The 14,288-nt window shown below is 47.4% G+C and carries 12 protein-coding genes; 10 read left to right on the forward strand and 2 right to left on the reverse strand.

The annotated features are described in order from the left end of the window. Positions 1-25: 25 nt before the first annotated feature. On the reverse strand, positions 26-2,599 hold the full coding sequence (glnD, locus tag JFT56_RS06440; RefSeq protein ID WP_198782859.1) for a bifunctional uridylyltransferase/uridylyl-removing protein GlnD: 2,574 nt from the start codon (positions 2,597-2,599) through the stop codon (positions 26-28). A gap of 21 nt (positions 2,600-2,620) precedes the next feature. Next, complete coding sequence (map, locus tag JFT56_RS06445) at positions 2,621-3,421, reverse strand: type I methionyl aminopeptidase (RefSeq protein WP_198782860.1); 801 nt, start codon at positions 3,419-3,421, stop codon at positions 2,621-2,623. A gap of 309 nt (positions 3,422-3,730) precedes the next feature. On the opposite strand from map, the gene rpsB reads away from it, so the two are divergent. From rpsB to JFT56_RS06495, 10 genes are all read left to right on the forward strand, one after another. Next, positions 3,731-4,459, forward strand: coding sequence for a 30S ribosomal protein S2 (gene rpsB / locus JFT56_RS06450; protein WP_037458301.1), 729 nt, complete (start codon positions 3,731-3,733; stop codon positions 4,457-4,459). Positions 4,460-4,579: 120 nt separating this feature from the next. Then, a complete protein-coding gene (gene tsf, locus JFT56_RS06455) occupies positions 4,580-5,431 on the forward strand; it encodes a translation elongation factor Ts (RefSeq protein ID WP_198782861.1) in 852 nt (283 codons plus the stop codon). 68 nt (positions 5,432-5,499) lie between these two features. Continuing rightward, on the forward strand, positions 5,500-6,237 hold the full coding sequence (pyrH, locus tag JFT56_RS06460; RefSeq protein WP_198782862.1) for a UMP kinase: 738 nt from the start codon (positions 5,500-5,502) through the stop codon (positions 6,235-6,237). A gap of 21 nt (positions 6,238-6,258) precedes the next feature. Further along, on the forward strand, positions 6,259-6,816 hold the full coding sequence (gene frr / locus JFT56_RS06465; protein ID WP_198782863.1) for a ribosome recycling factor: 558 nt from the start codon (positions 6,259-6,261) through the stop codon (positions 6,814-6,816). An 82-nt stretch (positions 6,817-6,898) separates the two neighbouring features. Continuing rightward, positions 6,899-7,726: an isoprenyl transferase gene (locus JFT56_RS06470; RefSeq protein ID WP_198782864.1), complete on the forward strand. Its 828-nt coding sequence runs from the start codon at positions 6,899-6,901 to the stop codon at positions 7,724-7,726. Positions 7,727-7,746: 20 nt separating this feature from the next. Beyond that, positions 7,747-8,604, forward strand: a complete 858-nt coding sequence (locus JFT56_RS06475) for a phosphatidate cytidylyltransferase (RefSeq protein ID WP_198782865.1) — start codon at positions 7,747-7,749, stop codon at positions 8,602-8,604. A gap of 4 nt (positions 8,605-8,608) precedes the next feature. Beyond that, the gene (gene ispC / locus JFT56_RS06480) at positions 8,609-9,799 is read left to right on the forward strand and encodes a 1-deoxy-D-xylulose-5-phosphate reductoisomerase (RefSeq protein ID WP_198782866.1); all 1,191 of its coding nucleotides are present in this window, start codon (positions 8,609-8,611) and stop codon (positions 9,797-9,799) included. Between the two features lie 44 nt (positions 9,800-9,843). After that, positions 9,844-11,214 (forward strand): sigma E protease regulator RseP, encoded by a 1,371-nt coding sequence (gene rseP / locus JFT56_RS06485; RefSeq protein ID WP_198782867.1) that lies wholly within the window; start codon positions 9,844-9,846, stop codon positions 11,212-11,214. Between the two features lie 31 nt (positions 11,215-11,245). Beyond that, positions 11,246-13,726, forward strand: a complete 2,481-nt coding sequence (gene bamA / locus JFT56_RS06490; RefSeq protein ID WP_198782868.1) for an outer membrane protein assembly factor BamA — start codon at positions 11,246-11,248, stop codon at positions 13,724-13,726. Between the two features lie 63 nt (positions 13,727-13,789). After that, on the forward strand, positions 13,790-14,287 hold the full coding sequence (locus JFT56_RS06495) for an OmpH family outer membrane protein (RefSeq protein WP_198783508.1): 498 nt from the start codon (positions 13,790-13,792) through the stop codon (positions 14,285-14,287). The last annotated feature ends 1 nt before the right edge of the window (position 14,288 follow it).

The following is a 14,288-nucleotide window of genomic DNA, read 5'->3' on the forward strand; positions in this document are numbered from 1 at the left end:
CCACTGGTTTAGTTAATTAAACTGATTAGGTATGACTTGCGCTAAGGGCGCTGATTAACGCTTCCCTAAGGGTATTTTCTTGGGTTTCATTAAGTTGCAGGCCATCATTGGTCTGCAATATAAAAAAGTCTTCCGCCCGCTCGCCAATGGTGGTGATCTTGGCCGCGAGCAGTGTTGTGTTACAACGGTAAAAAATATCACCCACTTTAGCCAATAGGCCCGGCGTATCTAAGGCGATAAGCTCCATCATACTTGTACCATGGCGACTGCTTTCGAGGAAACTGACTTGTGTTGGCACATTAAAAGGTTTCATCTTACGCGACAGTTTTCGAAAGCGTGGCAGTTTTGGGCTGTCGCTCGACAGGGCTTTTTCAAGTGCCTTGCGGATACTTTGGATGCGTGACAACTGGCTTACGGGCTCACCATCCTGCTCTAAAATCACAAAGGTATCGAGGGCATAATTGTCTTTTGAGGTCATGATGTTGGCATCATGGACGTTGATATTTTTATTGTCGAGCACCGCCATCACAGTTGCGAACAATTTTGGCCTATCTTGGCAGTAGACAAATAGCTCTGTGCCGCCGCGGGTAGTGTGCTTAGAGACGAGCACTAAGGGCTCATCCTGTTGTTTATGCTTTAAAATCGCTTCGGCGTGCCAGGCGACTTGATTGGGCTGATGGCGTAAAAAGTAATCCGCTTTGAAACGCTGCCACAGGGTATCTAAATCTTTTTCTTTGAGACCGCGCCGTAGTAGTTCTTTCTTGGCCTTGGCTTGGTATTCGCGCACCCTAGCACGAATATCGACGGGTTTTTCCTTACCGCGGGCAAGTACCCTTTGGGTCGAAAAGTATAAGTCGCGTAGCAGTGAGCCTTTCCAGTTGTTCCAGGTTTTTTCGTTGGTGGCGCAGATATCGGCGACGGTTAAGCAATACAGATAACTTAAATGCACTGCATCGCGGACTTTATTGGCAAAGTCGGCTACTACATCGGGGTCGGAAATATCCCGGCGCTGGGCGGTGACTGACATCACCAGATGATTCTCGACCAGCCAAGCCACTAAACGGCCATCGTGGTCGTTTAAGCCGTGCAGTTTACAGAAGGCGAGGGCATCGCTTGATCCCAGTTTGCTGTGATCGCCGCCGCGGCCCTTGGCGATATCGTGGAAGATAGCGCCTAATACCAGTAAGCCTTTTTTGGGTAGCTGGTTGATCAGAATCGAGCCTAAGGGAAATTCTTCCTTTTGTTCTGGCTGGGAAAATCGTTCAATATTCAGCAGCAATCTGTGGGTATGTTCATCGACCGTGTAGGCGTGGAACAGGTCAAACTGCATTTGCCCCTCAATATGGCGCCAGGCGGGTAAATAGGCCGACAGTACGCCGTGTTTATGCATTAAGGACAGGGCCACAATCCCCCGTGGATGGCGCAGAATTTCCATAAAGGCTTGGCGACAGAGCGGGTTTTCTTGCAAGGCTTGGGGCTGGGCACGTCTCGCGCGGCGCAGTGATCGCAGTGTGGGTGCGTAAATGCCTTTGATATTGGAGTTTTTTGCCACGTGCACAAACAGACGTACGATTTCTTCGCCACTGTCGAACAAGTCTTCTCGTAGGGCTTCGATAAAGGCGCCGCGGCGTTGGTAGTCATTATCAATCGCTTGGATTTCAAGGGCCTTGGTATGGCCAAGTGTCGCTCGCTTAAACAGTTGCAGCAGCATTTCGTTGAGCTCCATCACCCGGCGAACCGTGCGATAGTAGCGTTTCATCATTTGCTCGACAGCAAGCTGGGTGGCGTCTTCATATCCCATCAATTCAGCAACTTGGCGCTGAACATCGAAGAGTAGGCGGTTTTCATCCCTGCCCATGGCCATGTGCAGGGCGAAGCGTAGCTTCCACAGAAAATACTGACATTCGAGCAACTCTTCTAACTCGGCGGGCTCCAAAAAGTCGTACTGAACCAGTTCTTCAAGCCTTGACGCGCCAAAGTGGCGCATGGCGACCCAGGCGATAGTCTGAATATCCCTAAGGCCACCCGGACAGCTTTTTAAGTTGGGCTCTAAATCGAAGGCGCTGGCCTTGGCATGGCGTGCATTCTGTTCATCCCGTTTGGCGATAAAAAAATCGCTGGAAGTCCAAAAATCACTCTGGCGAATGGCGTCATATAAACGGTCGAATAGGGATTCTGGGCCTGCGATTAACCGCGCTTCCAAAAGATTTGTCGCGATAGTGATATCTTCGCGGCCCAGTCTTAGGGTGTCGTCTAATGTTCGTACGCTGTGGCCGATTTCGAGACTAGCATCCCATAGGAAGGCGATAAATTGACTGAGTGCAGCTTCGGCTGCGGGGGATAAGCCGCCCTCAAACAGAAACAACAAATCAACGTCGGAGTGGGGATGTAATTCACCCCGGCCATAACCGCCTACCGCAATAAGGGCGATGTCATAGGCATGGAGGCCATGTTGGCCCCAGGCCTGTTTGACGAGGGAATCGACAAATTGGCAGCGCTGCGTGACGAGCTCTTCAATCGGGGCTTTTGCTTTAAATTTAGCTAAAAGCGTTTGATTTTGTTCGATTAGTGCAAGTTTTGCGAGCTGAGCTGTATTCATCGAGTCCCTTGTTTGGATTATTTAGTGATTGATAAAGCGCGGAAAATCTTCCTCATCACGTAAGGTGAGCACTTCAACACCAGTTTGCGTCACTAATAAAGTGTGTTCCCACTGGGCTGAGTTTTTACCATCGGAGGTGGTCACAGTCCAATTATCATTGCGATCGAGCACTGTAGTGTGGCGACCGGCGTTGATCATCGGCTCAATGGTAAAGCACATACCTGGGCGCAAAATCGTGTTATCACCGTTACGGTAGTGCATGACTTGAGGCTCTTCATGGAAACCGGCACCAATACCGTGGCCACAATAATCTTGCACGATGGAATATTTCTCAAGCCCTGTTTTGCTGGCCTTGATGAATTTTTCGATAGTATTACCAATTTCACCCAGTTTTAAACCGGGGCGCACCTTACGGATCGCCAAATACAGGCTCTCTTGGGCGATACGGCACAGACGCTTATCTTTCGGGCTTACGTCGCCGATTAAAAACATCATTGAAGTGTCGCCGTGGTAACCGTCTTTAATGACAGTGATATCGATGTTGAGAATGTCGCCATTCTTCAATGGCGGACTATCATTGGGGATGCCATGGCAAATAACGTTATTCACCGAAGTGCAGATTGACTTAGGAAAACCATGGTAATTAAGCGGAGCGGAAATCGCACCTTGCTCTTCGGTGTATTTGGCACAGATATCGTTGAGTTCATTAGTGGTGACGCCGGCCTTCACATAGGGGGCGATCATTTCTAACACTTGTGCGGCAAGCTTACCCGCTGCACGCATTTTTTCGATTTCTTCTGCTGTCTTAATGACGATACTCATTGCGTTTTCTCTTGTGTCTTCGATGTCTATTGGCCACGCCATCCCTATGCAAAAATTTGTGCTTTAGGGCTATTTATGGTATAAAGCGCGCCGTTATGTTTAAGTCTTGATGAATTACCCAAGCTCAGCTTTATCTGCTCTTGGGCGATGGCAAAACTAAAGATGGCGGCCATTATACATGGCAATTTGTCTAAATACTAAATCACACACGTGTCGACACATTCTTCGGGGTGCCCTCAGTTATTCTCTGCGGGGTCGAAGACATGGGATACGTGGAGGTCTAACCCCCTAAATTTTAAGGTAATAGAAATGACTACAGTTTCAATGCGCGATATGCTTCAGGCCGGTGTCCACTTTGGTCACCAAACCCGTTACTGGAACCCAAAAATGAAGCCATTCATTTTCGGTGCTCGCAACGGTGTTCACATCATCAACCTTGAGCATACTGTGCCAATGTTCAATGAAGCACTGGCTTTCATCAGCAACGTTGCTTCAAAGAAAGGTAAAGTATTATTCGTTGGTACTAAACGTGCTGCTGGCGAAGCGATCAAAGAAGCTGCTCTGTCTTGTGACCAGTACTATGTTGATCACCGCTGGTTAGGCGGTATGCTGACTAACTGGAAAACCGTTCGTCAGTCAATCAAACGTCTGAAAGAACTGGAAAGCCAATCAGTAGATGGTACTTTCGACAAGCTGACCAAGAAAGAAGCGCTGATGCGTACTCGTGAGCTTGAAAAGCTGGAAAAATCTTTAGGCGGTATTAAGAACATGGGCGGCCTGCCAGACGTATTATTCGTCATCGGTGCTGACCACGAGCATATCGCTATTAAAGAAGCTAACAACCTGGGTATCCCTGTTGTTGCAGTTGTTGATACTAACTCTGCGCCAGATGGTGTTAACTACATCGTTCCTGGTAACGACGACGCGATGCGTGCTATTCGCCTGTACACTACTTCTGTAGCTGCTGCTGCTAAAGCTGGCCGTGGTCAAGATCTGGCTGTTCAAGCTGAGCAAGACGGTTTCGTAGAAGCCGAATAATAATAAGGCGGGATGATTATCATCACCCTTATTAACCAAGATTTTTGATTGGTTAACAGGGGCCATACGGCCCCTGTTTTATATCTGCAAATTAGTCGAATTTTTAGAGAGGATTTAACAATGGCAATTTCTGCTGCCCAAGTTAAAGAACTGCGTGAGCGTACTGGCGCAGGCATGATGGATTGTAAAAAAGCGTTAGAAGAAACCAACGGCGACATGGAGTTAGCAATTGACAACATGCGTAAGTCTGGTGCTGCTAAGGCTGCTAAGAAAGCCGGTAACATCGCTGCTGACGGTACTATCCTGATCAAAAACGGCGAAGGTTTCGCTGTTCTGTTGGAAGTAAACTGCCAAACTGACTTCGTTGCTAAAGATGCTAACTTCTTAGGTTTTGCTAACTCAGTATTAGACGTTGCTGCAGCGTCTAAAGTTGCTTTAGAAGACTTAAAAGCACAGTTCGAAGAAGCGCGTGTTGCTTTAGTTGCTAAAATCGGTGAAAACATCAACGTTCGTCGCGTTGAGTACATCGACGGTGCTAAATTAGCTTCTTACCGTCACGGTGAGCGTATCGGTGTAGTAGTAACCGGTGACGCTGATGACGAAACTCTGAAGCACATCGCAATGCACGTTGCCGCTTCTAAGCCAGAATACGTTAATCCAGAAGACGTTCCAGCTGACGTAGTGGCTCGTGAACAAGCTCTGCAAATCGAAATCTCTATGAATGAAGGCAAGCCTGCTGACATCGCAGAGAAAATGGTTGTGGGTCGTATGAAGAAGTTCACCGGTGAGATCTCTCTGACTGGCCAAGCTTACATCATGGAACCAAAGAAAACTGTTGGCGAATTCTTGAAAGAGAAAGGCGCTAAAGTCACTAACTTCATTCGTTTAGAAGTGGGTGAAGGTATTGAGAAGAAAGAAGAAGATTTCGCAGCTGAAGTTGCTGCTCAAATCGCTGCTTCTAAAAAGGCTTAATCGCCAACGCTAAATACCCCCAAGACCGCAGCAATGGCTGCGGTCTTGTTATGACCAGGATAAAAATTATGAGCACCAATCCAAAACCTACATTTAGACGCATTCTTCTAAAATTAAGTGGCGAAGCACTGATGGGCGACGAAGGCTTCGGCATCGATCCCAAAGTATTAGATCGCATGGCTCAGGAAGTGAAAGAGCTGGTAGAGTTAGGCATTCAGGTGGGTGTGGTCATTGGTGGTGGTAATCTGTTTCGCGGTGAAGGCTTAGCAAAAGCGGGCATGAACCGTGTGGTGGGCGATCACATGGGTATGCTGGCAACGGTGATGAACGGCTTAGCTATGCGTGACGCCTTGCACCGTGCCTATGTTAATGCTCGTCTAATGTCAGCAATCCCATTAAAAGGGGTGTGCGATGACTACAATTGGGCTGAAGCGATAAGCTTATTAAAATCGGGCCGAGTGGTGATTTTTGCCGCGGGTACGGGTAACCCCTTCTGTACTACTGATTCTGCGGCGTGCTTACGTGGCATTGAAATCGAAGCCGAAGTCGTGTTAAAAGGCACCAAAGTTGACGGTGTTTACTCCGACGACCCAATGAAAAACCCCGACGCCGTTAAGTACGACGAGTTAACTTACGGTGAAATACTTGAAAAAGAATTAAAAGTAATGGACTTAGCTGCCTTTACTATGGCGCGTGACCATGACATGCCTATCCTAGTGTTCAATATGAACAAACCCGGCGCACTACGTCGCGTGATTATGGGTGAAGAAGAAGGCACATTGATCCGAGCGAAAAAAGTTATTTAATGACCAAGAAGGACATTTAACGTGATTACAGATATTAAAAAAGATGCTCAAGAGCGCATGGGCAAGTGTGTAGAAGCGACTAAAAACCAAATGGCTAAGGTGCGTACCGGCCGTGCACACCCTAGCCTGTTAGACTCAATCCAAGTGTCTTACTACGGCACTATGACCCCGCTGAACCAAGTGGCTAACGTCGGCGTTGAAGACTCTCGTACTCTGTCCGTGACTGTGTTCGACCGTAGCGCTATTCAAGCGGTAGAAAAGGCGATCATGAGCTCAGACTTAGGTTTAAACCCAATGTCTGCCGGCGCAACCTTACGTATTCCGTTACCTGCACTGACAGAAGAACGTCGTAAAGATTTCATCAAAGTCGTGCGTAACGAAGCGGAAGCGGGCCGTGTGGCTATCCGTAACGTCCGTCGTGATGCGATTTCTGAAGTGAAAAAGCTTGAGAAAGCCAAAGAATGCACTGAAGATGATGTTCGCCGCACTGAAGATGAAGTACAAAAGTTCACCGATGCTCATATTAAAAAGGTCGATGATATTTTAGCGGCCAAAGAAATTGAGTTGATGGAAGTCTAATCTCAAGCTCGATAAGCTAGAGTTGATGCGCCGTGTAGGGGTATACTACACGGCGTTTGTCTATTTTAAAGGGTTGTAATAGATGTCATCCACAGTGGAATTTGATCCGCAATCTAGGTCGGACGAGTGTGAACACTATGCTCAAACGACCTTGCCTGGACAATTACCCGAACTCGTAAAACAGTCATTACCTAAGCATGTTGCCATCATTATGGACGGTAATGGCCGCTGGGCTCAAACCCAGGGCAAACCACGAGTCATGGGACATAAGGCCGGTGTTAAAGCGGTGAGACGTGCGGTGAGCACTGCGAGTCAATTAGGGATCCAATCGCTGACGTTATTTGCGTTTTCCAGCGAGAATTGGCGTAGACCCGATAAAGAAGTCAGCTTGCTGATGGAATTGTTTTTTACTGTGCTGCAGCGTGAAATAAAACTGCTGCATAAAAATCAGGTTAAGCTCAACATTATTGGTGATATCAGTCGTTTTTCCGCTCGTTTACAAAAGCAAATTAGTGCAGCCCAAGAAAAAACCGCTGAGAATACGGGGCTTGTCCTAAATGTCGCCGCCAATTACGGTGGTCGTTGGGACATACTGCAAGCGGCGCAAAAGTTAGCACAAAAGGTCGAAACTGGCGAAATGACCAGCAGTCAGTTCACCGAAGAAGCCTTAAGTGAACATTTGTGCATGCAAAATCAGAGTGAAGTTGATTTAATGATCCGCACGGGTGGGGACTGTCGTATCAGCAATTTTGTGCTGTGGCAGGCGGCCTATGCAGAGTTGGTGTTTACTGACACCCTTTGGCCTGATTTTGATGAACAGGCTTTTCATGAAGCGATTGCCATTTTTGCCAGTCGCCAGCGCCGTTTCGGTTTGACGGGAAGTCAGATTGATGAGATGCGCGCATTGTAAAACGTCATGAGGGATTTTTTTTGCTAAAACAACGAATAATAACAGCAATTTGGTTAATTCCATTAGTTTTGGGGGCGATCTTCTTACTCCCTGTCGAATACTTTGCTTGGGCTTTAGTTGCCGTCTTTCTTATTGCCGCTAAGGAATGGGGTCGGATTATCGATAGTCAGTGCGATGTCACCCAATGGAGCTTCACCGGCACCCTAGGTATTTTATTAATCGCCATAAATTTAATTGTCCCAATCGATGCCGTGTGGCTTCGGGGGCAGTTGCATCCTATCTATTTAGCCGTGATCTTGATTGGTACATTTTGGTGGGCTATTTCGCTTTTGCTGGTGGTGACTTACCCTAAAAGCGCTAAACTCTGGCAAAAAAATCCCATGTTAAAGTCCATGTTTGGACAATTAACCTTAGTGCCTTGTTTTGTGGCGCTGATAGCCCTTAAGTCTATCAGCTCGCAGATTTCGCCTTACTATGGAGCATCTTTAGTGCTTCTGGTGATGCTGATTGTGTGGGCGGCGGATTCAGGCGCTTACTTCGTTGGCAAGGCTATCGGTAAAACGAAATTAATGCCCGCGGTTAGCCCGGCTAAAACCCTTGAGGGTTTAGTAGGTGGATTAGCGACGACCATGGTGGTTGTGGCGGGGGTTATGTATGTCTCCCCCGAGCAAGAGCTGGGATTAGTGGTCGCGGTAACGATTTTTGTGGCGCTGATTTCGGCCCTTGGCGACTTGTCCGAGAGTATGTTTAAACGCGCTGCTTGTATCAAAGATTCGGGAACGATTCTCCCTGGGCATGGCGGTGTACTCGATCGCATCGACAGCCTGACAGCGGCCTTGCCGGTGTTTACCCTGATCTACATTGCATTCTGGATGTAACGCTATGCAAAATATGGTGATTTTGGGTGCGACAGGCTCTATTGGTGCCAGTACCCTTAGTGTGATTTCAGCCAATCCTGCCGCTTACCGCGTTTATGGGTTAGTGGCGAATGCGAGTGTCGATAAGATGCTCGACCTCTGTGTGGCGCATCAACCCCTAATCGCCCATATGGTTGATAAGACGGCTGCTTTGGCATTAAAAGCGTTATTGCCGCCCGCGCTTAATATCCAAGTCACCAGTGGTGAAGATGAATTGCTCGATTTAGTCACTTCATCCAAGGTGGATACTGTGATGGCGGCAATTGTCGGCGCCGCAGGTCTAGTCCCAACACTCGCCGCTGTGAGGGCGGGTAAGCGGGTATTGTTGGCTAATAAAGAAGCCTTAGTCATGTCGGGCGAGCTGTTTATCGAGGCGACTAAAGCTTCTGGCGCGACATTACTGCCAGTCGATAGCGAGCATAATGCGATTTTCCAATGTTTACCCCAGGAAGTGCAGGCTAATTTAGGCCGCTGCGACTTAGCGGCTTCGGGGATTTCCCATATCCTGCTAACTGGCTCAGGTGGCCCTTTTTTAACCTCGGACTTAAGTAGTCTTGCCGCCATGACGCCTGCACAGGCCTGTAAACATCCGAATTGGTCCATGGGGCCGAAGATCTCGGTTGATTCGGCGACCATGATGAACAAGGGCTTAGAGTTTATCGAGGCGCGCTGGTTGTTTAACACTCAGGCAGAGCAACTTAAGGTGGTTATCCATCCACAAAGTGTGATCCACTCTATGGTGCAGTACAAAGATGGCAGTGTGATTGCCCAAATGGGTAACCCGGATATGCGTACGCCGATAGCCCATTGCATGGCTTATCCGCAAAGAATTCATTCGGGCGTTGAACCTTTAGATTTTTTCAAAGTCGGACAGTTAAGCTTTTATGAACCTGATTTTGAACGTTTCCCCTGCTTGGCTTTGGCAATGGAGGCCTGTGCCCAAGGTCAAGAGGCGACAACCGTATTAAATGCAGCCAATGAAATGGCAGTCGACGCATTTTTGCAAGGGCAAATTGGTTTTACGCAAATAGCTCAAGTCAACGAAGCTTGTTTAGCGGCTATCCCCAAAGGGGCGATGACAAGTATCGAGGATATTATTGCGTTAGATGCGCAAACGCGGGTTTATGCGCGGGAAATCTTGGCCAAGATCGCTTAGGCATAGTTGATTAATGCCGATTAACGGATGACATAAGGAGTGGAATGTTAGATTTTTTATGGAACTTAGGTTCTTTTATCGTTGCATTGGGACTGTTAATTACAGCCCATGAGTACGGCCATTTCTACGTTGCGCGCCGCTGTGGCGTCAAGGTCGAGCGTTTCTCCATTGGTTTTGGTAAGGCGATTTGGCGCAAAGTGGGCAAAGATGGCACCGAATACGTGGTCGCGATGATCCCGCTCGGCGGCTATGTCAAAATGCTCGATGAGCGGGTAGAAGATGTGCCCGATGAATTAAAACATCAGGCTTTCAATCGTAAAACCGTATGGCAGCGCATCGCCATTGTGGCCGCTGGCCCTATCGCCAATTTTATTTTTGCCATAATAGCACTGTATTTTATGTACTTGATTGGCGTGCCATCCCTTAAACCTGTTATCACCTCGACGACCCCAGGAACCGCAGCGGCGCAAATTCAAGTGGCGGAACCTATGCAAGTGACTGCAATATCGGGCCAAGCTGTGCGTAACTGGGAGGAAGTGAATTTAGCCTTGGTTGGGCATATTGGTGATGATAATTTAACTATCTCCCTTGCCCCGTTAAATGGCCTACAGGGCTTAGATTCGAGTTCGCGGACTTATACCTTAGACACCCGTCAATGGCGTTTCGACCCTGAAAAAGAGTCGCCAATCACCACTTTGGGCTTAGGTATTTATCGACCCGAAATTGAGCCCACGATTGCATTAATTAGCGAGGGTAGCGCCGCCGAAAAAAGTGAACTTAAGGTCGGTGATATCTTAGTTGCCATAAATGGCGAAAATTATACCGATTGGCAGGCTTTTGTTGACATTATTCAACATTCTGCCAATGTGCCTGTGGAGCTTACTGTGCGTCGTGGTGGAGAGCAGTTTACTGTCTCTGTCACCCCGTCGAGCGCTAAAAATAGCGAAGGGCAGGAAATCGGGGTATTAGGCGTGAGCCCAGCTCAGGCACAGTGGCCCGAGAATATGCGTTTACAACTAGAATATGGACCAATCGATTCTTTGGGCATAGCAGCCGATAAAACATGGCAACTTGTTGTTGTGAGCTTTAAGATGATTGGCAAATTATTTACCGGCGACGTGTCGGTGAAAAACCTGAGTGGACCCATTTCAATCGCACAGGGTGCGGGCAGTAGTGCAAACTATGGCTTGGTCTACTTTCTCGGGTTCCTCGCGCTCATCAGTGTGAATTTAGGCATCATCAATTTGTTGCCTTTACCCGTGCTCGATGGGGGACACCTGCTGTATTACTTTGTTGAAGTAATAACTGGTAAACCTGTATCTGAAAAGGTGCAGGAAATAGGATTCAGATTTGGGGCAGCACTATTGCTGATGTTGATGAGCATTGCGCTTTTCAATGATTTTGCCCGACTCTGAGCAAGGACAGACTAATAATTAGAAGTGCTCTATGAGATTGAATAAACTTTTTGCCTCGATGTTATTCGTCGGTGCGTCGTTTTCAGGGACTGTGTTGGCGGATACTTTCCAACCGTTTGAAGTGACCGACATCCAAGTTGAAGGTTTGCAGCGAGTGGCACTGGGTGCTGCCTTGTTAAGCTTACCAGTAAAAGTAGGTGACACTGTTGACCAGTTAAGAATTCAACAAGCCATTAAAAGCCTGTATGCATCGACTAACTTTGAGAATGTCTCAGTGAGTCGTGACGGTGGTGTATTGGTGGTGAAAGTCACTGAGCGCCCAACCATCAGTGCCGTGACCTTTGAAGGCAACAAAGACATTAAAGATGAGCAGTTACAGGAAAGTCTGGACGGCTCTGGCGTTAAAGTCGGTGAATCCTTAGACCGTACTATGCTTACCGGTATTGAAAAGGGTCTGCAGGACTTCTATTACGGTGTGGGTAAATACGGCGCCAAAGTCGAAGCGCAGGTGATTAACTTGCCCCGTAACCGCGTCGAATTAAAATTCAAATTTACCGAAGGTTTAGCGGCTGAAATCCGCCAAATTAACGTGGTCGGAAACAAAGAGTTCACCGATGCCGAGCTTATCGGCATGCTAGAACTCAAAGATTATGTGGCTTGGTGGGATCTGTTTGGCGAACGCCGCTATCAGAAGCAAAAGCTACAGGCCGATCTCGAGACCATCAAAACCTATTATCACAATAAAGGGTATATCCGCTTTGCAGTCACCTCGACTCAAGTGGCTATGACCCCTGACCGTAAAGGTTTATATATCACCATCAACGTCAATGAAGGTGAGAAATATAAAGTGAAAGAGATCAACCTAACGGGCGACTTGATGGGCCGTGAAGAGTTGATGCAATCAATTCTGCCGATCAAAGCGGGTGATATGTACAACGGCGGTGATGTGACCTTCACCGAAGAAATGTACAGCAAGTATTTAGGCCGTTTCGGTTACGCTTACCCTGAAGTTAAAACCTACCCTGAAATCGATGATAAGACTAAGGAAGTGACCTTAAATATCAACGTTAAACCGGGTAAACGGGTTTATGTGCGTTCGGTTAACTTCAGCGGTAACACTGTTACCAAAGATGAAGTGATGCGCCGTGAGCTGCGTCAAATGGAAGGGGCTTGGTTAAACTCGGCGCAAATTGAGCAATCGAAAGCTCGCCTTAACCGCCTTGGTTTCTTCGAAACCGTCGATACTGAGACTATTCAAGTGCCGGGCACAGACGATTTAGTCGATGTGGCCGTTAAAGTGAAAGAGCAGCCATCGGGCTCATTCAACGCCGGCGTGGGTTATGGTACTGAATCAGGCTTAAGTCTGCAGTTTGGTGTGCAACAAAATAACTTCCTCGGGTCGGGAAATCAGGCCGGTATCAACTTAAGTACCAACAAATACTCTAAAAACGTGAACTTATCTTATACCGATCCCTACTGGACCAAAGATGGGGTGAGTTTAGGGGGGAGCATTTATTGGAACGAGTTTGATGCCAATGAAGCGAACTTAGAACGCTATAAAAACAGTTCTTACGGTGTGGCGCTCAACTCAGGTTTCCCGATCAACGAATACAACCGTATCAACGGTGGTATTGGTTATCGCCATAACACGATTTCTGAAATCTCTGCCTATGAACAGGCGCTGCGTTTCTACAACATCTACCGTGATGATGATCCAAATGCAGACTTGAGTTTCGATAACTTCGAGTTAAACCTAGGTTGGTACCGTAGTACCTTGAACCGAGGCACCTTCCCAACGGACGGTTCATCACAACGTTTAAGCGGTAAGATGACTGTACCTGGCTCGGATTTACAGTACTTTAAGACCGACTTTGACACTAACTTCTATCAGCCAATCAATCGCAGCCATAGCTTTGTGCTTCTGGCCCGCGGTCGCCTAGGTTATGGTAACGGTTATGGTCAATTTAACGATAACGATCAGATCCTACCTTTCTGGGAAAACTATTATTCCGGTGGTAGTAGCTCCTTACGTGGCTTTAAGTCTAACTCTGTGGGGCCGCGTTCATTCTACCTCTATCGTGGCAGTGAACCCTGCGCGCCGGATCCATCGGGCGATGGCTGTAGCTTACCTGGGGATCCAAATAGTATTCAGGTCAGTTCAGGCCGCTCTATTGGTGGTAACGCCATTGCAACGGCCAGTATGGAGTTGATTGTTCCGACTCCATTCTTAGATGAAGCCTATACGAATTCGGTTCGGACTAGCTTCTTTGTCGATGCGGGTAACGTCTGGGACACTGAGTTTGATTACAACGCGTACCAAACTCTGCCAGCGGATGAATTTGATAAGTTACAGGATTATAGCGATCCATCCCGTATCAGGGCTTCCTGGGGCTTAAGTCTGCAGTGGCTATCGCCAATGGGACCTATGGTATTTAGTTTGGCGTGGCCAATAAAAGAATACGAAGGCGATGAAACAGAGATCTTCTCGTTCAATATTGGCAAAACTTTTTAAAAGGCATACACTCGGCAGGTTTTGCTGAATATAACAAAGGTAAAGGAGTCTATTTTGAACAAGATGGTAAATCGTGCCCTGATGACGTTAGTTTTATTAGGTGCGCCGTTAGCAGCACAAGCTGAGAATATTGCCGTAGTGGATATGGGTGCTGTGTTTGAACAGTTACCACAACGTGAACAGATCTCTCAATCTCTGAAAGCGGAGTTTGGTGATCGCATGGCAGATGTTCAGAAAATGCAAGAAGAAATGCGTTCTCTGATGGAGAAGCAGCAACGTGATGGCGCGTTAATGAATGACGCGCAAAAAACGGAACTGGTTCGTAAAATGGAGTCGCTAAAATCTGAATATCAGTTAAAGGGCAAAGCACTGGATGAAGACCTACGTCGTCGTCAAGGTGAAGAGCAAAACAAACTGTTAGTTAAAGTGCAAAAAGCCATTAACACTATCGCTGAAAAAGAAAAATACGATTTAGTCTTACAACGTGGTGCCGTCATTTATGTTAAGCCAAACGCTGACATCAGTGGCAAAGTGGTTGAAGCCTTAAGCAAAGGCAAGTAAT

It is taken from the genome of Shewanella putrefaciens (assembly GCF_016406305.1).
Lineage (GTDB): Bacteria > Pseudomonadota > Gammaproteobacteria > Enterobacterales > Shewanellaceae > Shewanella > Shewanella putrefaciens_C.

Coding starts and splice junctions, on each gene's coding strand:
- tsf (WP_198782861.1), top strand. CDS start 4,580: ATGGCAATTTCTGCTGCCCAAGTTAAAGAACTGCGTGAGCGTACTGGC.
- pyrH (WP_198782862.1), top strand. CDS start 5,500: ATGAGCACCAATCCAAAACCTACATTTAGACGCATTCTTCTAAAATTA.
- JFT56_RS06470 (WP_198782864.1), top strand. CDS start 6,899: ATGTCATCCACAGTGGAATTTGATCCGCAATCTAGGTCGGACGAGTGT.
- map (WP_198782860.1), bottom strand. CDS start 3,421: ATGAGTATCGTCATTAAGACAGCAGAAGAAATCGAAAAAATGCGTGCA.
- rpsB (WP_037458301.1), top strand. CDS start 3,731: ATGACTACAGTTTCAATGCGCGATATGCTTCAGGCCGGTGTCCACTTT.
- bamA (WP_198782868.1), top strand. CDS start 11,246: ATGAGATTGAATAAACTTTTTGCCTCGATGTTATTCGTCGGTGCGTCG.
- ispC (WP_198782866.1), top strand. CDS start 8,609: ATGCAAAATATGGTGATTTTGGGTGCGACAGGCTCTATTGGTGCCAGT.
- glnD (WP_198782859.1), bottom strand. CDS start 2,599: ATGAATACAGCTCAGCTCGCAAAACTTGCACTAATCGAACAAAATCAA.
- JFT56_RS06495 (WP_198783508.1), top strand. CDS start 13,790: ATGGTAAATCGTGCCCTGATGACGTTAGTTTTATTAGGTGCGCCGTTA.
- rseP (WP_198782867.1), top strand. CDS start 9,844: ATGTTAGATTTTTTATGGAACTTAGGTTCTTTTATCGTTGCATTGGGA.